This is a genomic window from Limnobacter sp. UBA7229, assembly GCF_002473065.1.
GTDB classification, from domain to species: Bacteria; Pseudomonadota; Gammaproteobacteria; order Burkholderiales; family Burkholderiaceae_B; genus Limnobacter; species Limnobacter profundi.
Genome location: NZ_DKTN01000013.1, coordinates 135,057 through 153,637, shown reverse-complemented (window position 1 = coordinate 153,637; position 18,581 = coordinate 135,057). Strand labels below are relative to the sequence as shown.

Genomic DNA, 18,581 nt, shown 5'->3' with positions numbered 1-18,581 from the left:
GATTTAGCATGGCCCACATTCAAAATTCATCAGGGGATGACATGGTCAAGCAGCACTCAGAGCATCGCGTGGAAAAAGATCTTCTTGGAGAAAAGAAGATTCCCGCTGAGGCCTACTGGGGAGTGCACACCAGCCGCGCCCTCGACAATTACCAAATTACTGGTTTTCCGCTTTACAACGCCCCCGAACTTATCAATGCACTGGCTGCGGTCAAATGGGCTGCTACCAAGGCCAATGCAGACCTGGACACTGTTCCCCACGATTTGGCCAAAGCCATCACCCAGGCTTGCAAGGAAATTCGAACCGGCAAACTTCATGATCAGTTCGTGGTAGACGTCATTCAGGGCGGGGCTGGCACTTCGACCAACATGAATGCCAACGAGGTGATTGCCAACCGTGCCATTGAAATTCTGGGCGGCAAAAAAGGCGATTACAAAATGGTGCACCCAATCGAGCATGTCAATGCCTCGCAAAGCACCAACGATGTGTACCCAACTGCGGTAAAAATCGGTCTGATCAACGCCATCTCGGGCCTGTTGGTCGCGATGGAAGAACTCAAAGAGGCTTTCGGCGAAAAAGCCTTTGAATTCCGGAAAATCCTGAAAATCGGCCGCACCCAGTTGCAGGATGCCGTGCCCATGACCCTGGGGCAGGAGTTTGCAACCTTCTCGGTCATGTTGGGCGAAGACATGGCACGCCTGCGCGAGGCGACCAGCTTGATTTCTGAAATCAATCTGGGTGCCACAGCCATTGGCACCGGCATCAACACCGACCCGGAATATGCCGCCCGCGCCCGCCATTATCTGGAAGAAATCACCCAGCTGGGCTTGGTTACTGCCGCAGACCTTGTAGAGGCTACCCAGGACACGGGCTCATTTGTTCAACTTTCCGGGGTGCTCAAGCGGGTGGCCGTGAAGTTGTCCAAAATGTGCAACGATTTACGTCTGTTGTCGTCAGGTCCCCAAGCCGGCCTGAACGAAATCAACCTGCCGCCACGCGCTGCGGGTTCGTCCATCATGCCTGGCAAGGTGAACCCGGTGATCCCCGAAGTGGTCAACCAGGTCGCGTTTGAGGTGATCGGAAACGACGTCACCGTGACCATGGCAGCCGAGGCCGGACAACTGCAATTGAATGCATTTGAGCCCATCATTGCATGGAGCCTGTTCAAGAGTATTTATCACTTAACCGCCGCTTGTAAAACGCTGACGAAAAATTGCGTATTAGGGATTACCGCAAATGAGTCACTTTTGCGTCAAAGGGTCGAGGAATCAGCCAGTTTGGCCACCTCACTGAACCCTTACATAGGCTATGATCAAGCATCTGAGATTGCAAAAACTGCATTGAAAACCGGCCGGAAGGTTTCCGAGCTTGTTCTCGAAAAAGGCTTACTGTCAGAGCAGCAGTTGAATGAAATACTCAGACCCGAGGTTCTCACCCGTCCTCGGAGAATAAAACTTTAGTACCGCCACGAACCTGGTTCGCATGGCGTAGGGTGTATGCACAATTCGTGCTTAATTTTTTCATTCAAGGAGCAAAAATGAAAAGGAATCTCCTCGCAGCAGCGTTGGCCGTGGCCAGTGTAGCCGCTGTTCAGCCCGCAGTTGCCCAAGATCTCACGGGTACTTTGAAAAAGATTACCGAAACCAAAACCATCGTGGTGGGTTACCGTGAGTCCTCTGTTCCATTTTCATACCTGGACAACAACCAGAAGCCTATCGGCTACCACATGGACATGTGTAACAAGGTTGTTGATGCAGTCAAAGCCAAGTTGAAAATGCCAAATCTGAATGTGCAATTGCAACCGGTTACTTCTGCAAACCGCATTCCGCTGCTGCAAAACGGCACCATCGACATGGAATGTGGCTCTACAACCAATTCCGTGGCTCGTCAGGAACAGGTTTCTTTCGCAAACAGCACTTTCATTACCAGCGTAAAAGTGGTTGTGAAGAAAAGCAGTGGCATCAAGTCACTGGCCGATCTGGATGGACAGCCCATTGCAACAACTTCTGGCACCACGTCAGTTCAGTTGATCAAGCAAAACGAAAAGGGCGCAAACATCAACTTCAAGGAAATTTACGGCAAAGACCATGCTGAAAGCTTCTTGTTGGTGGCCAATGACCGTGCCAAGGCTTTTGTGATGGATGACATCCTGATTGCTGGTTTGGTTGCTCAAAGCAAGAACCCGGATGAGTTCATGTTCCTGCCAGAAATTTTGCGCACAGAACCCTACGGCATCATGCTGCGCAAGGACGATCCCCAGTTCAAGGCTTTGCTGGATGAAACCGTGAACAGCATGATCAAGTCTGGCGAAGCTGAGAAGCTGTACACCAAGTGGTTCATGAGCAAAATTCCACCCAAGGACGTGAACTTGAATTTCCCGATGTCTCCGCTGTTGAAGGAAGCATTTGCGAATCCAAACGACAAAGGCGTTAAATAAACAGCCCTAGTTAGTCACGGGCCGGCTGTGCGTTTTAAACGTGAGCCGGCCTTTTACTTGTATTGGCCGAGAATATTGACTCGGGAGTATCCAAAATGAATAGCGACCTGAATTGGCTGTTGTTTTTTCAGCCGATTGTGGAAGGTGAAACCCTGGTTTGGTGGGAAATGTTGTTTTCCGGCCTGCTGTGGACCCTTGCCACATCCGCAGTTGCAGGCGTCATTGCCTTCACTGTGGGTTCTTTGATGGGTGTTTTGCGCACAGCCTCCAGCAAACCTTTGGCGTTTCTGGGCAATGCGTATGTGGAAATTTTCCGCAACATCCCACTGATTGTCCAATTTTTTCTCTGGTATTTTGTGGTGCCAGAATTCATTCCGGCCCTGAAAGAATGGTCGATTGAGCAAGACCCCACCTTCGTGCAATTCCTGGCCTCTGTGGTTTGCCTTGGCTTGTTTACCGCGTCCCGGGTTGCCGAGCAGGTCAAGTCGGGCATCTTGTCGCTGTCGCGCGGGCAACGTGCTGCGGGTTACGCTTTGGGCTTGACCGAAGGGCAAACCTATCGCTTCGTGTTGTTGCCAATGGCCTACCGAATCATCGTCCCGCCCATGACCTCCGAGGCGATGAACCTGATTAAAAACTCATCGGTGGCATTAACCATTGGCCTGACTGAACTCACCTTCAGAACCCGTGAAATGGGTGAAGTCACCTTTGCGTTTTTTGAAGCCTACATTGCTGCCACTGTGTTGTACGTGATTGTGGCAATGACGGTGAATCGAGTCATGGCTTTGGTCGAGCGCCGAACTGCTGTGCCCGGTTACATCACGGGAGGTAAATAATGAACGACTTCGACTTCAGTGCAATCAGCACTTCATTGCCTTATCTCATGCAGGGTTTGACTTACACGGTGCAGCTTACCGTGGTGGCCTGCTTGGGCGGTATTTTCTTCGGTACGCTTTTGGCGCTGGCGCGTTTGTCCAGCATTAAGCCCTTGGCAATGATTGCAGCCGGTTACGTGAACCTGATGCGTTCCATTCCCCTGATTCTGGTGATCTTCTGGTTCTATTTTCTGGTGCCAGTGGTCTTGCAGTCTGTGATGGGGTACGAACGGCCTCCGCAAATTGGTCCCGACCGGTCTGCCTACATCACTTTCATTATGTTTGAAGCCGCATTTTTCTGCGAAATCATGCGGGCTGGTATTCAAAGTATTCCGAAGGGGCAGGTGGCTGCCGCGCAGGCACTTGGTTTGAATTACCGCTTGACCATGGCGAAAATTGTGCTGCCACAGGCTTTCCGCAACATGCTTCCCGTGTTGTTGACCCAAACCATTATTTTGTTCCAAGACACATCATTGGTGTATGTACTTTCTGTCACCGACTTCCTGGGTGCCGCGTCTAAAATTGCGCAGCGCGACAGCGCCTTGGTTGAAATGTACACCTTCGTGGCCTTGGTTTATCTGGCGATCTGTTTCAGCATGTCCATGCTGGTCAAGGCGCTCCAGAAAAAAACTCAAATCATTCGATAACAGGAGAGCACTGTGATTGAAATCAATAAAGTAAGTAAGTGGTACGGCAGTTTCAAGGTGCTCACCAATTGCACAACCTCTGTTAAAAAAGGGGAAGTGGTGGTGGTGTGTGGCCCCTCCGGTTCGGGCAAGTCAACCTTGATTAAAACCGTGAACATGCTGGAGCCTTTTCAGGAAGGCACCATCACGGTAGATGGTGTCTCGGTGGGTGCCAAAGGCACTGATCTGCCCAAGTTGCGTTCACGCGTGGGCATGGTGTTTCAGAACTTTGAACTGTTCCCGCACTTGACCATCACCGAGAACCTGACCTTGGCGCAAATCAAGGTGTTGGGGCGCTCAAAAGAAGAGGCTGTTGCCAAAGGTTTGGGTTTATTGGACCGTGTAGGTTTGAAAGCGCAGGCGGAAAAGTTTCCCGGACAATTGTCGGGTGGTCAGCAACAGCGCGTTGCGATTGCACGCGCTTTGTCGATGGACCCAATTTGCATGTTGTTTGATGAACCCACCTCAGCGCTCGATCCTGAAATGGTGAACGAGGTGCTGGATGTGATGGTGGAATTGGCCCAAGAAGGCATGACCATGATGTGCGTAACCCATGAAATGGGTTTTGCTCGCAAGGTTGCAGACCGGGTTATTTTCATGGACCAAGGCAATATTGTTGAAGACTGCACCAAAGAAGACTTTTTTGGTACACCACGCTCGGAGCGTGCGCAGTTGTTTCTCTCGAAAATTCTGGGTCACTGATCCGGAGTTCGGTGCTGCCAGGGCTTGGGCTCTGGCGGCAGCACCTTGATTCAACGCTGCGCCTGGATGCGGGCGCGTGCTGAAGAATTCCCACCTAGCCAAGCTTGCCCAACCGCCTCGCCCAAGGTGATGTGCGCGGCTGTGGCCGTTTCTTCTCCCATCTGCAATGGATGCCGCAAGCGCAATGGCGCCTTGCGGAGCCGCTTCGCGTCTAATCCATTTCAGATGAGGAAACGGCGGACGAGACGTGAATGTTGGGCACACTCAGCTGGGTAGGAATTCTTCTAGCGCAAGCGACATGCAAGCTTGTGCTGCATCGGCGATGTATCAGCGATAATCCCGCGTCGCAACGCTGTGCGGGCATGTCATCTCAGTGAAAGCACCTGACCCTGCGCAAGCCGCAGTTTGCGATTCAAGAAGGACCACATACTTCGTCAACTCGCCGCTTTGGGATGGTCCGAAGGGCCCCGGATGGACCTGTTTGAGTGCGCAGCGCGAGTTGGTCCTCCGGTTCCCAAAGCAAGGGGTGACTCTTTTCCTTTGGGCCTTCAAGCAAACGGGGCTTGCGCAGGGTCAGTTGCTTGACTAGTATCACGCACGCCGCACGCCGCACCACAATCAGCGCTCACGTTTTTGCTGCATCAACTCTCGTGTCTTGGCGTATTTCAAGAAGCTGTTGAAGCACCCAATTGCAATGTGAACCAGCCCGGGCCAACCATCCAGAAAGCCTTTTCTCACCAAATAAAACTTGATGAACCGCACTACCGGCGACAGCATCAGTTTTCCAAGCCCTGGCCATTTTCCGCGCGCAGCCAAGCTGTGTGCCTGAATACTGGTGTATCGGTTTTGCTTGGTCATGTAGCTTTCAAGGCTTTCTGCAGATTCATGCAGCAAGTCGCCTTCAAGCTTCTCAAAGCGGGCACCTGAGGAGCTGCTTTCTACTTTTTCATGGACTGCGTCATTGCTCCAGTTGGCCATCTTTCGGTTGAACAAGCGGCGTGAATAGTCCGGGTAGCCTTCACCATGGCGAAGGTAACGACCCAAAAAAAAGTTGCAGCGGGGCATTTCAAACCCGGCAACATCGCTGGGTAAAAGGCCCTGTTCGGCTTGTTGAATGACCGCTCGAATAGTGCGCTCCAGCTCGGGCGTTACTCGTTCGTCTGCATCCAGGCAAAGTACCCAGTCGTAGGTGGCTTGGGCCACTGCAAACTGTTTTTGTGGTCCGAAGCCAAGCCAGTTTTGCTGCACAACACGTGCACCGAATTTTTCCGCAACTTCAACGGTGTTGTCTGTGCTGTTGGAATCGACCACCACCAGGTCACCACAAAATTGCAGGCTTTCAAGGGCTGCAGCAAGTTGTTTGCCGGCATTCAGGGTGATCAGCACGGCGGACAAGGCGATGCGGTTGTTGGCTGCTGTGTTCAAATTTATCGTTCCTTGGCTGAGCGGATTCGGAATGGCTACTCGCTTGCCGCTTACAATAATGCGGTTGCGATCAACCTAAGCGCTAGATGAAGCGTATCTTAATTGTTAAGACCACTTCCATGGGCGATGTCATTCATGCCTTGCCGGTTTTGAATGATATTCACGCCCAAGATCCATCCATCCAGATTGACTGGATGGTGGAGGAGCCGTTTGTGGACTTGGTGCGGGGCAGTCGCCATGTTCACGAGGTGGTGCCGGTCAACTTGCGCAAGTGGCGCAAGCAGGGAATTCGCTACACCTGGCAGCAATGGAAGTTGCTGAAAAGCAAATTGGCTGACAGGCAATACGACGCCATTGTTGATTTGCAGGGCCTGATCAAAAGCGCAGTGCTGGCGCGCGCCGCGAAGGGCACCCTAATGGGCCCTGGTTTTTCTTATGCCAAGGAAAGCCTGGCTTGCCTCTTTTATTCGAAACGTGCAGGCTGGGATCCACAAGCCCATGCGGTCGAGCGTCTGCGAGAGTTGGCAGCCGGGTTATTGGGCTACCGTTTGCTAGGCAAGCCGGTTTTTTATGACATCGCCCCGCAAAAAGTACTTCCCGCCATTCCAAGCGGTGCTGAAATCTGGTTTTTGCACGCCACGGCCCGCGATGAAAAAAAATGGCCAATTGTCAAATGGCGTGAATTGGCTCATCGATTTTCAGACCTCGGGTATGCGGTCAAACTGCCTTGGGGCAGCGACGCAGAACAACAGCAGGCAGAAAAAATAGCCACTGGCATAGCCCGGGTTGAGGTGCTGCCTCGAATGGCTTTGGGCGAATTGCGCCTTCGTCTGGAGAGGGCCGGCCTTGTAATTGGTGTGGACACCGGTATAACGCATTTGGCGGCTGCGCATTATTTACCCATGGTCGCTTTGTTTTTCGCCACGCCAGCGTGGCGATTCGCACCGCGCTTTAACCCACATGCCATCAGTTTGGGCGATGTAGGTCGAGAGCCTGCGGTGGGTGAAGTGTTCGAGGCGGCAACGCGTTTGCTACGGGGAAATAAACTTTGAGTGTGTCAGCTCGCTTCTTTCTATCGCTTTACAGCCTGATTCTTTTTTTGTTTCAGCCAGTTTTAGCCTTGTATTTGCTCAAACGCGGTATTCGGCAGCCTGAATATCGTCAGGGGTGGGGTCAGCGTTTTTTGGCGAACCTGCCTGAATTCAGATCTGTGCCCGGGGGGCAAAAGCGAATCTGGGTGCATGCTGTGTCAGTGGGCGAGGCCCATGCCATTTCCCCTTTGGTGCAGCATTGGGCCAAGGTTTATCCTCAACATGAATGGGCTGTTTCTTGCACCACACCCACGGGTTTGGCCACATGCCGCCAGCTTTATTCGACATTGAATCAGGTTCAATTTTTTTATCTACCTTACGATCTGCCTTATCTGGTTGCGCGCACACTCAAACAAGTGCGCGCGCATTCCCTGTGGGTGGTTGAAACAGAGCTGTGGCCCAATTTGCTGTTGGGGGCAGCCAAGGCCAAAGTGCACACTGCCTTGCTCAATGCCCGGGTTTCGCCCACCACTGGTAGACGATTGGCGCAACTAAGACTGTTGAGCCAGCCCGTGTTGCAAAGTGTTGGTACCTTGATTGCGCAAACACAGACCGATGCGGCTGTGTTCGAGAAACTTGGTCGACCTGTAGATGCGGTGTGTGGCAACCTGAAATTTGATGTGGCGCTGAAGCCTGAGTTGGCCACCACGGGGCGCGCCTGGAGAGAGGCTACCCAGGCTGAGCAGGTGGTGTTGTTTGCCAGCAGTCGGGAAGGGGAAGAGGCGTTGTTACTCGACGCCTTGAATCGATGTCAATTTTTCAAACGCATGCCCAAAGCCAGTGTGTGGATTGTGCCGCGTCACCCTCAGCGTTTTGATGAGGTGTTTGAATTGATGGCAGAGGCAGCCACGCGGATGGGCGTGGCTCGTCCCGTACGTCGAAGTGCCTCTTTCAATGCAGGCAGCAATATTGCCTTGGCAGGTTTTGGGCAGGCCCGTTTGGTGTTGGGCGACTCCATGGGTGAAATGCCGGCCTATTACAGCGTGGCCGATCTGGCTTTGTTGGGCGGTTCCTGGTTACCTTTTGGCGGGCAAAACCTGATTGAGGCCTGCGCCTATGGTTGCCCGGTGTGGATGGGGCCCAATACTTTTAATTTTGCCAAGGCCGCAGAGGATGCTCTGGCCGCGAAAGCGGCTCGCCGATTCGAACATTTGCTGGCGGCATGTGAATTTTACTTGAGTGGTTTTCACGGTTTTGATGAGGGCAAGAGGGCCGCTTTTGCTTATGCTCGGGGCCATCGTGGCGCAACCCAGCGCAGCTTCGATGTACTGAACCAAGCAAGCCAGTTGCCAGCAGCTGGTTTGCTTACTGAACCAGTAACTGATTAATTTGCTGCACCGTTTCAGCATTCAATTGCCCAGCCACTGCTTGTAGTTCAAGCATATTGATCAGGCTGGCGTATTTGGCCTTTGAGAGGTCACGTTGCGTGGCATTGAACTGTTGCTGGGCGTTTAATACGTCGACATTGATCCGGATTCCCACCTCATAGGCGGTTTTATTCGATTGCAGGGCTAGTTCACTCGAGGCCAGTGCGGTTTCAAGTGCTTTCACCTGTGCAAGGCTGGTTTGAACGCCCAAGAATGCTGACTTCGCAGCCTGCGTGGCATTCCTGCCTGCCAGTTCTACATTGTTCATTGCTTTTTCCAGCAGTGCAGCTTGCTGGCGCACCTGGCTTTGAGTGCCACCACCGCTAAAAATCGGTATGTTCATCACCAAGCCAATTGTAGTGCTGTCAACTCCCAAGTCGAAGGGGCGCCCACTGTTACCATCAAAAATCTGCTGCTCGGTTTCAACCATTTGGGCAGTCAGGTCAAGGGTAGGCAAGTGCCCATATTTGGCCTTGTTGCTCTCGCCTTTGGCAATCAATTTTGCAAGTCGCGCTTGCTGGGCTTTCAGGTTGTTGTTGCGGGCCTGCTCTGCCCAGGCCTCGGCGGTGTTTGGCGTAGGTGCTTTAAGTTGCGTTGTGGGTGCAAGTGTGGCCAGTTCATCCACCGACATGCCCACTATGGTTTCCAGTTGTAGCTTGCGTTGGGCCAACTGGTTCTGGGCAGCCAGTTCCTGGGCCACGGCCAGATCAAATCGGGCTTGTGCCTCTTGTTGATCGGTGACGGTGGCGCTGCCCACCTCAAAATTGGCTTTCGCCAAGGCCAATTGTTCAGTAATCGCCGTTTTTTGATCACGAATGCTGGCCAAGTCGTCTTGCGCGGTTAATAAATCGAAATATGCGCGAGTCAACCGCAAAACAAGTTCCTGTTCAGCTTGCTGAAAGCTGAGCTTGGCAACTTCTCCGCTCAATTGGCTTTGCTTGTAGGTTTCCCAGGCTTGAGGGCGAAACAGTGCCTGGTTCAGCACCAGGCTGTAGGTGCCGGGATTGCGGCTGGCGTCAATCGACATGCCAAACGCATCGTAGGTGTTGTCTTGTTTTTCAATGCGTGCCCCAAAGTTGATATTGGGCAGCAAAGCTGAAAATGCCTGGTTTTCAGTTTCAAGGTCAGCCTGCAACTGCGAAGCTGCTGCCCGAAAGGTGGGGTCGTTTTGTTTGGCCAGGCTGTACAGCGTGAGCAGGTTTTGAGGGGTGGGGTTTTGAGCCCATGCCGAATTACTGAGCGTTGAGTAACCCAGCAATCCCAGCAAAGTCATGAACAGCAAGTGCTTGAGGCCCGATTTCTGTCGCGTTGGCACGGGTTGATCGGGCTGGGTCATGAGTCCCTTGTCCTTAGAATACGAATTCGTTGGCCTTGGGTGCGTTGATTAACACCTTGGTCATGGTTTCAAACAAAGGTGTGGTAATCAGTTGGCCATCGCGCGACTTGCGGGCCAACACCAACTGCATGGCCGGTGCCTGACCAATCACGGCCATCAGGCGTCCAAGTGGGTTGACCGCTTCAAGCAAGCCGGCGGGCATGATGGGTGTGGAACCAGACAGCACGATGACGTCAAACTGGCCGAGCGTTGGCGCCAACTGGAATCCACAGCCTTCAAGCACTTTCACGCGGGTAATTCCGTTTTTTTTCAAGTTGCTGCGGGCCAGTTCGGCAATGGCCGGGTTCAACTCAATGGTGGTGACATGGGCACACTGTTGTGCCATCAGCGCAGCCATATAGCCCGTGCCAGTGCCAATTTCCAGCACCTTTTCATGCGTACCCAACTCAAGTTCCTGAAGAATGCGAGCTTCCATTTTTGGGCTGAACATGGCCTCGCCTGTGTCGGCGCCATTCACCCGGATCGGCAAGTCACAATCGGTGAAGGCCAGTTTTTCAAGCCCGGTACACACAAAATTCTCGCGTTTGATCATTTCAAGCAAATCAAGCACCTTCTGGTTCAACACGTTCCAAGGGCGGATTTGTTGTTCAATCATGTTGAAGCGGGCTTTCTCGAAGTCCATGGCGGGTTCTCGCGTGGGGATAATGGGTAACTCGCTATTTTAGCAAATTTTACGCAACACGCGATGTGTGCGGGCAGGTCAAACCATTCAGCACCATTTGAATGTGCGCTTCAATGTAGCGCATGGGGTTGGTTTCCACGCCGCAGCAACCATCCATTGTTCGTTTCCACAATCCAAGGGTAACCAGCGGTGCGCACAGCACTTGGGCAGCGTACTCGGTGTCAATGTCTGTGAATTCTCCGCGGGAAATGCCACGTTTCAGCACGGATTCAAGGTAGTCCCACCACGGGCGAACCACTTCGTCATAGAAAAAGCGAGCCAGCTCGGGAAATGCATTGGCCTCGGACAGTACAATTTTTGTGATGCTGCTTAATTTGGTAGAGCCGTATTTCAACCACCACAGGTGGATGGCTTCACGAATCAGTGTGGCCGAGCTTTTGTCGGGTTCCAGCAGGCTTTTTGCCTCTTCCACAATGGGTGAAACATGTTCTTTCACCACGGCTTTCAGTAGTTCTTCCTTGTTGGAGTAATACAGATAAACCGTGCCTTTGCTGACGCCTGCGCTTTTGGCCACGTCTTCAAGGCGGGCTCCAGCGAATCCTTTTTCGCTGAAAATGGTCAGTGCGGCATCGAGTAGTTCTTGTGGGCGCTCTTGTTTTCTACGCGTCCAACGGGGTTGAGCATTCGCCAGACATTGCTTCATAGGTGTACTTCTTTTTTTAGAGTGGTTGATTGCACTATAGTGGTTCATTCTTCACCGAGTCAACGTGGTAAGCCCAAATCGGTGCTTGTTGGGTTGTAGAATATGTCGGTTTGGTAAATCTTGGAATTTCGGAGAATTCAGCATGTCAATGGCCGATCGCGATGGCTTTATCTGGTTTGACGGCAAACTCGTGCCGTGGCGTGAAGCTCAAATTCACGTGCTCACCCACAGTTTGCATTATGGTTTGTCGGTGTTTGAAGGCGAGCGTGCTTACAAAACAGACAAAGGCCCTGCCATTTTCAGGTTGAAAGAGCACACCGATCGCCTGTTCAATTCGGCCCACATTTACCGCATGAACATGCCCTACACCCGCGAGCAGATCATGGACGCCTGTTGCGAAGTGGTGCGCGCCAACAACCTGGACTCTTGTTACATCCGCCCAATTGCCTTTTACGGCTCTGAGAAAATGGGCGTATCGCCCAAGGGTGCTGTAACCCACGTGGCAATTGCTGCCTGGCCTTGGGGCGCTTACCTGGGCGAAGAAGGTCTGCAGAAAGGCATTCGGGTTAAAACATCGTCTTACGCCCGTCACCATGTGAACGTGACCATGGCGCGTGCCAAGTTTGCGGCCACGTATGCCAACTCAATTCTGGCCAACACTGAAGCTGTGCAAGACGGATACGATGAAGCCCTGTTACTGGATGTGGACGGTTTTGTGGCTGAAGGCGCTGGCGAAAACGTATTCGTGATTAAAGACGGCTGCATTTACGAGCCTGAAATTGCCTCGGCCCTGGTCGGGATTACCCGCTCAACCATTATTTCCCTGGCCCGGGAAATGGGTATGGAGGTGAAAAGCAAGCGCTTGACCCGTGATGACATTTACATCGCTGACGAGTGCTTCTTCACTGGCACGGCGGCTGAAGTAACGCCCGTACGCGAACTGGACAACCGAACCATCGGTGCTGGCACACGCGGCCCAATTACCGAGGAATTGCAGAAGCGTTATTTCGACGTGGTGTACGGTCGAAATGAAAAATATGAACACTGGCTGACCCGGGTGTAAAGCATCATGATCAGTGATAAAAAAGCAAAACACGAAACTGTGCAACTTGATGGCGACCAGCTGCCTGCGTTTTGTCCCAACCCGGCCATGCCGGTGTGGAACACACACCCCAAGGTGTACCTGGATGTGACCAAAACAGGCAAGGCCACCTGCCCTTATTGCGGCACGGTGTACACCTTGAAGCCTGGTGCAAAAGTACACGCACATTGAAGGTTTTAATTGTTGCGCCCAATTGGATTGGCGATGCGGTCATGAGCCTGTCGCTGATTCAAGCCTTGCATCAAGACAACACCCTGCGGTTTGCTGACGGCAGACCCTGCGAAATCCATGTTCTAGCCCCACCGGTCACTGCGCCGGTGTACCAGTTCAGCCACGCTGTCCGAGCTGTGCAGGTTGAACCTTTTTCCCATGGAAAATTACAGTGGCGCTTGCGCAAACAAGTGGGTGCTTCGCTGGCCGGTCGTGGTTTTGACATGGCGGTGGTTTTGCCCAATTCCCTGAAATCAGCTTTGGTGCCCTGGTTTGCAGGCATTCCAAAACGGGTGGGCTATAGCGGAGAGCTGCGCACAGCGGTGCTTACGCATCCCTTGCCCAAGCCCTCCAAAAAAGCCAAGCCTCCCATGATCGAGTGGTACGGCCAACTTGGAGCCTATTTCGCCGATGTGCTTGAGTTTCCGGTGTTGCATGTTGAAGAGGGGATGCGCATCGAAGCATGCACCGAGTTTGGCCTTCAGCCCGGTTTTTTGGCCATTGCGCCCGGTGCCGAGTTCGGTCCCGCCAAGCGCTGGCCAGCCGGGCATTTCGCTGAAGTGGCGACCGGGTTTTTACTGCGCAACCCTTCACAGAAGGCTGTGCTGTTCGGTGGGCCCAAAGACTCTGGTTTTTGCGGGGAAATTCTTGGCCTGCTGCCTTTGGATTTACAAACCCGTGCCTCTAGCCTGGCAGGTAAAACCAGTTTGGCGCAGGCTGTGGCCCTGATGTCGGCGGCTAGTCAGTTGTTGACCAACGATTCGGGCTTGATGCATGTGGCTGCTGCGTTAAACGTGCAGGTGCACGCGGTGTTTGGTTCCAGCAGCCCGCACCACACACCGCCCTTGAGCAGCAGGGCCAAAGTGTATTACCTCAATCTGGAGTGCAGCCCCTGTTTTCAGCGGGAGTGCCCACTGGGCCACACCAATTGCCTGAAAAAGCTCGACCCGAAAATGGTGTTGGAACAGCTGGTGCCTGCTTCTCAGGGAGTATGATCTTACAAGCCCATTTTCAACGCACCCTGGCCTTACCATGCGTGATTACATCCTGACTATTTCTTGCCCTGACACCACGGGCATTGTGTACAACGTCAGCAAATTTTTGTTTGACCAACAGTGCAATATTCTTGACTCTGCCCAATTTGGCGACGAGTCCACCAATCTTTTTTTCCTGCGTGTGCATTTTTCATTGCCGCTTGAAAGCAAGCTGACCGAAGTCGAATTGCAGGCCAATTTCGCGAAGGTGGCAGAGCCCTTCGCCATGAAATACCAGTTTTTTGATGCCCGTGTAAAGCCTCGCGTGCTGCTGATGGTATCCAAGTTCGGTCATTGCCTGAACGATCTTCTGTTTCGCTGGAAAAGTGGTCAGCTGCCCTGTGAAATTCCGGCCATTGTTTCCAATCATCAGGATTTTGCCCTGCTGGCCGCTTCGTACGGTGTTCCGTTTTACCACCTGCCTGTCAAGCATGAGGCCAAGGAGCTTCAGGAAACACAGATTCGCCAAATTATTGAGCGCGAGAAAATTGACCTGGTGGTGCTGGCCCGCTACATGCAAATTTTGTCGCCGGAATTGTGCCGCGATATGCTGGGTCGGGTGATCAATATTCACCACAGTTTCTTGCCCAGCTTCAAGGGTGCCAAGCCCTACCAGCAAGCTTTTGATCGGGGTGTCAAGTTGATTGGTGCCACGGCGCACTATGTGACCTCAGATCTGGACGAAGGCCCGATTATTGAACAAGATGTAGCACGCGTTGACCATTCTTTAACCCCAGAAGAGTTGACCGCCCGAGGACGTGACACCGAGTGTATGGTGTTGGCCCGTGCGGTGAAATGGCATTGTGAACACCGTGTGGTTTTGAATGGATCAAAAACCGTGGTGTTTCAGTGAGTTGCCTCAAAAATGTCATTCAAAACACATTAATACCTATCGGAGTGCGTTGAATGTCCCGAGCCAAAGTTATTCATTCTTCACCGCAAGACATCGAGCAAGCCTTTTACGAGGCACTTGAAGCGGCCGATCTTGAAGCCCTGATGGATCTTTGGGCTGACGATGAACATGTGGTGTGCATTCACCCTGGCGGCCCCCGTGTGGAGGGCTATCACGACGTGCGCGACTCGTGGAAGGAAATTCTTTCAGCGGGCGCTCTGCAAATTCGAGTGGTGCCTGTGCACCGTGTGGAAGGCGTGATGGTGTCGGTACACAACATTGTTGAACAAGTGATGATGAGCAGCCCGCGGGGTGAGCCTCATGTCGTGCAGGTGAATGCGACCAATGTGTATCACAAGGGGCCGAACGGCTGGAAAATCGTGATGCATCACGCAAGCCCTGCCATGGATTCTGAAGAAATGGTCGAGGACGATCTGTCCGACTTCGATCCGCAGCCTACGCTGCATTAATCAGGCTGAGGCAGTATGGTGTACCGCCCGCCCTGGTGGCTTCCCGAGGGCCATTCCCAAACCATCATGGCTGCACGTTGGGCCAACAAACCCAGCGTGCATTATCACCGTGTGCGCTGGAATACACCCGATGGCGATTTCATCGACCTCGACTTCACTGAGCCTCCTGAACAGGCAGCAAAACACCAAACGTTGTGGGTGTTGTTTCACGGCCTGGAGGGTTGCTCCCGCAGTCACTACAGCCTTGCGGTAATGAACCAGGCTCGCATGGCGGGGGCTTTGGGTGTGGTTGTGCACTTTCGGGGGTGTTCCGGCGAAAACAATTGGATGCCGCGTGCCTATCATTCGGGCGATTCTCCTGAAATGGACTGGATACTGCGCCGCTTGCGTGAACAGTTGCCAGCCGTTGAGCACATGCATGTGACTGGTGTTTCGCTGGGTGGCAATGTGTTGTTGAAGTGGCTGGGTGAGCAGGAAAAGCAGGCGCAAGAGGTGGTCAGTTCAGCGGTGTCGGTGAGTGCGCCTGTCGATTTGCTGGCTGGGGCTGTGTCGCTGGCCAAAGGTTTCAACCTGGTTTATACCCGTATGTTTTTGAGTACTTTGGTGCCAAAGTCAATTGACAAGGTCAAGCGCTTTCCGGAATTGGGAAAGGCTGAAGACATTGCCAATTGCAAAGATTTCTTTGATTTCGACAACCGCGTTACCGCCCCTTGGCACGGTTTTCGGGATGCCGAGCATTATTACGCTGTGTCCTCGGCCAAGCCGCTGCTGAAACATATTGCGGTGCCCACCTTGATGATTCACGCAAAAAATGATCCCTTCATGAGTGGTCAACATTTGCCGGCACACCATGAAGTTTCTTCGCAGGTGAAGTGCCTTTTTACAGAGCATGGTGGCCATGTGGGCTTTGCCAATGGTCGCAGCTTGCGTTTGGGGCTGGACTGGTTGCCCAAGCAATGCGATGCTTTCTTTGCGCAGCACTCTGCAAAGCAAACAGGAGCAAGTGGTGGATGACCTTGTAGAAAAAGCACTGGCGCGCTGGCCCAACGTGCCGGCTATTGCCGGGTGGCTCAAGTTAAACTTGCAGGGCGACTGGCTGCTGACCGGGCCAGTGCCAGAAGGGTTAACAATCAGTCACCCGCGAATCTTGAATTTCATGGCGCGCAATTACGGCCGTGAGGCCGATGGCCGCTACTATTTTCAGAATGGCCCTCAAAAGGCTTATGTGCACCTGGCGTACACGCCTTGGGTGTATCGAATTCACCCGCTGGAACACGGCGCTTTGATGTTGAGCACCCACACCGGCTTGGTGTGTTGGCCTTTGGGCATGTATCAAGATGAACAGGGCAGGGTGTTGATTGAAGGTGAGCAAGGCATTGGCCTGTTGCACAGCAATGACATGGACCTGCTTGCGAAAGGCTTGCAAGAAAGCAAAGGCGAGCTGATTCACCAGGCCAGTTGGGCAGTGCCCGAAGTAGACCCCGACACCCTGATTGCTGCGCGCACAAGGCTGCGCCGTGACAAAACCACGTCCACGGGTCAATGCACTTGCACGTTGAAATTGCTGCCGATTGAATCGAGCGCTGTGGCGCTGCGTTTTCAATTCAACCCGAATCCAGAAGTTAACCAGCAGGATCCCAATTCGTGAAACCGAACCAGAATCAACGCGGTGCCTCAGCCACTGCATTGCTTGCCTTTGTGTTGTTTGTGGCTTTGCTGTACGTGCTGTACAACCAGTCTAGTATCGAAAACCTGTTCACCAGCCGCCCCGAAAATGTCACGCCACGTGTGGTGGAGGCGCGGGGAGATCTCGCCGCAGGCGAAAAAAGCGTGGTTGAGCTCTTCGAGGTGTCCAAGGCGTCCGTGGCTTACATTTTTACGGAAAGCGTGCAGGGTCAACTGTTTTTCAGGCGAGTGGCGGAAGGCACAGGCTCAGGCTTTATTTGGGACGATGCCGGCCACATTGTGACCAATGCCCATGTGGTGGAGGGCGCCAGTCGTATTCGTGTGCAGCTTGATGATTCCGAGCCTTTACCGGCGCGTCTTGTGGGTATTGCACCCTCATACGATCTCGCGGTGATCCGGCTGGTGAACAAGCCTGCCAACCTGCGGCCCATCCCTGTGGGCACCTCTGGCGACTTGCTGGTGGGGCAGTCTGTGTTTGCGATTGGCAACCCCTTCGGTTTGTCCAAAACGCTCACTGCCGGCATTGTCAGTGCCTTGGGGCGTACTTTGCCTGTGAGCAACGGGCGTGAAATTCCTGACGTCATACAAACCGATGCAGCGATCAACCCTGGCAACTCAGGAGGCCCCTTGCTGGATTCTGCCGGGCGTTTGATCGGTGTCAACACCGCCATTCTTTCTCAAAGCGGTACTTCGGCAGGTGTTGGTTTTGCAATTCCTGTTGATTTGGTCAATGAAATTGTGCCGCAATTGATTGAGCGTGGCACTTTACCCCGCCCCGGTATCGGAATTGCGGTGGCCGATGAGTCGCTGGCCCGCCGCCTGGGTATTCGTGGCATTGCAGTCATGGGTGTTGAGCCGGGTTCGCCTGCAGCCCAGGCTGGCTTGAAACCCTTTGATTTGCAGGCTGGTGTGGTGGGCGACATCATTATCGCCGTAGACCGCAAGCCAGTGGCCAATGTGTTGCAGCTGTCCAAAGCACTGGAGACAATCGGCGTGGGCGGCACTGCCAAGCTGCTGGTGATGCGGGGCGATGACACGCGAGAAGTGGCTGTCAGCATCGTGGATCTGGAAGCACGTTAATGGTTGAATCAACAGACGAGCACTCGGATCTGGATCGACGTTTTGGCGGAATAAGTCGCCTGTACGGTGATGGCACACATGCGTTTCTCAACCAGCGCGTTCATGCCCTGGTGGTGGGTGTGGGGGGCGTGGGTTCGTGGGCTGCCGAGGCCTTGGCGCGCAGTGGGGTTGGCCACATTACGCTGGTTGATATGGACCATGTTGCTGAAAGCAACATCAATCGGCAAATTCAGGCCACTGATGCCACCTTGGGGCGGGAAAAAATCAAGGCTTTGGCCGATCATATTCATGGCTATTTCCCGCAGTGCCAAATTACTTTGGTGGATGCGTTCCTGGAGCCTGACAATGCACAGGCCCTATTGACTGAATTTGCCGCTGCGGCTGGCGAATGCAAAGTTGTATTGGACTGTTGCGACAATGTGCGGGCGAAGGTGGCCATGGTGACTTGGGCCAAGCGTTTAAACCTTGCCGTGGTGCTGTCTGGCAGCGCGGGCGGAAAAACCAAACCCTGGCTTGTGCAACCTGCCGATTTGCGCGACACCACCAACGACCCCTTGCTGGCCAAGGTGCGGTACACCTTGCGCCGCGAACACGGGTATGCCAAGGACCCCAAGAAAAAATTGGGCGTGTCGGTTTTCTATTCAGCGGAGCAGGTCAAGCGCAGCGATGCTTGTGAGCCCGCGGCTGGGCTGAATTGCGCAGGTTACGGTTCAGTGGTTGCAGTAACCGCCACCATGGGCATGCAAATGACCGCGTGGGCCATTGCGCACGCGGTCGATAAGCGCAGCAAACCTGGTTCTTAA

The 18,581-nt window shown here is 53.3% G+C and carries 21 protein-coding genes; 16 read left to right on the top strand and 5 right to left on the bottom strand.

Features of this window, described 5'->3' with window-relative positions; genetic code table 11:
* Nucleotides 1-41 precede the first annotated feature (41 nt).
* The 5 genes from aspA to B4C79_RS07515 all read left to right on the top strand — a co-directional run bounded on the left by aspA (nt 42) and on the right by B4C79_RS07515 (nt 4,700).
* Entirely contained in the window at nt 42-1,460 is a 1,419-nt protein-coding gene (gene aspA, locus B4C79_RS07535; RefSeq protein ID WP_105029789.1) for an aspartate ammonia-lyase, read from the top strand.
* Between the two features lie 77 nt (nt 1,461-1,537).
* Nucleotides 1,538-2,437: a transporter substrate-binding domain-containing protein gene (locus B4C79_RS07530; protein ID WP_171097544.1), complete on the top strand. Its 900-nt coding sequence runs from the start codon at nt 1,538-1,540 to the stop codon at nt 2,435-2,437.
* A 95-nt stretch (nt 2,438-2,532) separates the two neighbouring features.
* Nucleotides 2,533-3,273 carry an amino acid ABC transporter permease gene (locus B4C79_RS07525; RefSeq protein WP_171097546.1) on the top strand — a complete coding sequence of 247 codons (741 nt, stop codon included), beginning with the start codon at nt 2,533-2,535 and terminating at the stop codon, nt 3,271-3,273.
* Nucleotides 3,273-3,959 (top strand): amino acid ABC transporter permease, encoded by a 687-nt coding sequence (locus tag B4C79_RS07520; protein ID WP_171097548.1) that lies wholly within the window; start codon nt 3,273-3,275, stop codon nt 3,957-3,959. The genes B4C79_RS07525 and B4C79_RS07520 overlap by 1 nt, the downstream gene beginning before the upstream one ends.
* A gap of 12 nt (nt 3,960-3,971) precedes the next feature.
* The gene (locus tag B4C79_RS07515) at nt 3,972-4,700 is read left to right on the top strand and encodes an amino acid ABC transporter ATP-binding protein (protein ID WP_171097550.1); all 729 of its coding nucleotides are present in this window, start codon (nt 3,972-3,974) and stop codon (nt 4,698-4,700) included.
* Between the two features lie 50 nt (nt 4,701-4,750).
* Here the strand turns inward: B4C79_RS07515 and B4C79_RS07510 are convergent, their stop codons facing one another.
* Nucleotides 4,751-4,879 carry a hypothetical protein gene (locus B4C79_RS07510; protein WP_291751398.1) on the bottom strand — a complete coding sequence of 43 codons (129 nt, stop codon included), beginning with the start codon at nt 4,877-4,879 and terminating at the stop codon, nt 4,751-4,753.
* 439 nt (nt 4,880-5,318) lie between these two features.
* A complete protein-coding gene (locus tag B4C79_RS07505; RefSeq protein ID WP_291742069.1) occupies nt 5,319-6,125 on the bottom strand; it encodes a glycosyltransferase family 2 protein in 807 nt (268 codons plus the stop codon).
* 86 nt (nt 6,126-6,211) lie between these two features.
* Between B4C79_RS07505 and waaC the strand changes: the two genes are divergently transcribed.
* Nucleotides 6,212-7,177, top strand: a complete 966-nt coding sequence (waaC, locus tag B4C79_RS07500) for a lipopolysaccharide heptosyltransferase I (protein WP_171097554.1) — start codon at nt 6,212-6,214, stop codon at nt 7,175-7,177.
* A 2-nt stretch (nt 7,178-7,179) separates the two neighbouring features.
* Complete coding sequence (locus B4C79_RS07495; protein ID WP_291739198.1) at nt 7,180-8,544, top strand: 3-deoxy-D-manno-octulosonic acid transferase; 1,365 nt, start codon at nt 7,180-7,182, stop codon at nt 8,542-8,544.
* Here B4C79_RS07495 and B4C79_RS07490 read toward each other — a convergent pair.
* From B4C79_RS07490 to B4C79_RS07480, 3 genes are read right to left on the bottom strand one after another with little or no spacing between them, the layout of a single operon-like run.
* Nucleotides 8,522-9,919: a TolC family outer membrane protein gene (locus B4C79_RS07490; protein WP_291739183.1), complete on the bottom strand. Its 1,398-nt coding sequence runs from the start codon at nt 9,917-9,919 to the stop codon at nt 8,522-8,524. The two genes, B4C79_RS07495 and B4C79_RS07490, sit on opposite strands and share 23 nt — an antisense overlap.
* Before the next feature lie 13 nt (nt 9,920-9,932).
* On the bottom strand, nt 9,933-10,601 hold the full coding sequence (locus B4C79_RS07485; protein WP_171097560.1) for a protein-L-isoaspartate O-methyltransferase family protein: 669 nt from the start codon (nt 10,599-10,601) through the stop codon (nt 9,933-9,935).
* Between the two features lie 49 nt (nt 10,602-10,650).
* A complete protein-coding gene (locus tag B4C79_RS07480) occupies nt 10,651-11,304 on the bottom strand; it encodes a TetR/AcrR family transcriptional regulator (RefSeq protein WP_171097562.1) in 654 nt (217 codons plus the stop codon).
* A 142-nt stretch (nt 11,305-11,446) separates the two neighbouring features.
* Between B4C79_RS07480 and B4C79_RS07475 the strand changes: the two genes are divergently transcribed.
* Genes B4C79_RS07475 through B4C79_RS07435 form a run of 9 tightly spaced genes read left to right on the top strand, consistent with a single transcriptional unit; the run spans nt 11,447 to nt 18,581 of the window.
* Entirely contained in the window at nt 11,447-12,367 is a 921-nt protein-coding gene (locus B4C79_RS07475) for a branched-chain amino acid transaminase (protein ID WP_291739184.1), read from the top strand.
* Nucleotides 12,368-12,373: 6 nt separating this feature from the next.
* Nucleotides 12,374-12,577, top strand: a complete 204-nt coding sequence (locus B4C79_RS07470) for a zinc-finger domain-containing protein (RefSeq protein ID WP_008249601.1) — start codon at nt 12,374-12,376, stop codon at nt 12,575-12,577.
* Nucleotides 12,526-13,611 carry a lipopolysaccharide heptosyltransferase II gene (waaF, locus tag B4C79_RS07465; RefSeq protein WP_291751393.1) on the top strand — a complete coding sequence of 362 codons (1,086 nt, stop codon included), beginning with the start codon at nt 12,526-12,528 and terminating at the stop codon, nt 13,609-13,611. Before B4C79_RS07470 ends, waaF begins: the two co-directional genes overlap by 52 nt.
* 37 nt (nt 13,612-13,648) lie before the next feature.
* Nucleotides 13,649-14,503 (top strand): formyltetrahydrofolate deformylase, encoded by an 855-nt coding sequence (gene purU / locus B4C79_RS07460; protein ID WP_171097568.1) that lies wholly within the window; start codon nt 13,649-13,651, stop codon nt 14,501-14,503.
* 53 nt (nt 14,504-14,556) lie between these two features.
* The gene (locus tag B4C79_RS07455; protein WP_291739186.1) at nt 14,557-15,012 is read left to right on the top strand and encodes a YybH family protein; all 456 of its coding nucleotides are present in this window, start codon (nt 14,557-14,559) and stop codon (nt 15,010-15,012) included.
* Between the two features lie 15 nt (nt 15,013-15,027).
* Nucleotides 15,028-16,026, top strand: a complete 999-nt coding sequence (locus B4C79_RS07450) for a hydrolase (RefSeq protein ID WP_171097569.1) — start codon at nt 15,028-15,030, stop codon at nt 16,024-16,026.
* Entirely contained in the window at nt 16,019-16,660 is a 642-nt protein-coding gene (locus B4C79_RS07445; RefSeq protein WP_291739187.1) for a DUF2946 family protein, read from the top strand. The genes B4C79_RS07450 and B4C79_RS07445 overlap by 8 nt, the downstream gene beginning before the upstream one ends.
* Nucleotides 16,657-17,778: a S1C family serine protease gene (locus B4C79_RS07440; RefSeq protein ID WP_291739188.1), complete on the top strand. Its 1,122-nt coding sequence runs from the start codon at nt 16,657-16,659 to the stop codon at nt 17,776-17,778. Before B4C79_RS07445 ends, B4C79_RS07440 begins: the two co-directional genes overlap by 4 nt.
* A complete protein-coding gene (locus B4C79_RS07435; RefSeq protein WP_291739189.1) occupies nt 17,778-18,581 on the top strand; it encodes a tRNA threonylcarbamoyladenosine dehydratase in 804 nt (267 codons plus the stop codon). Before B4C79_RS07440 ends, B4C79_RS07435 begins: the two co-directional genes overlap by 1 nt.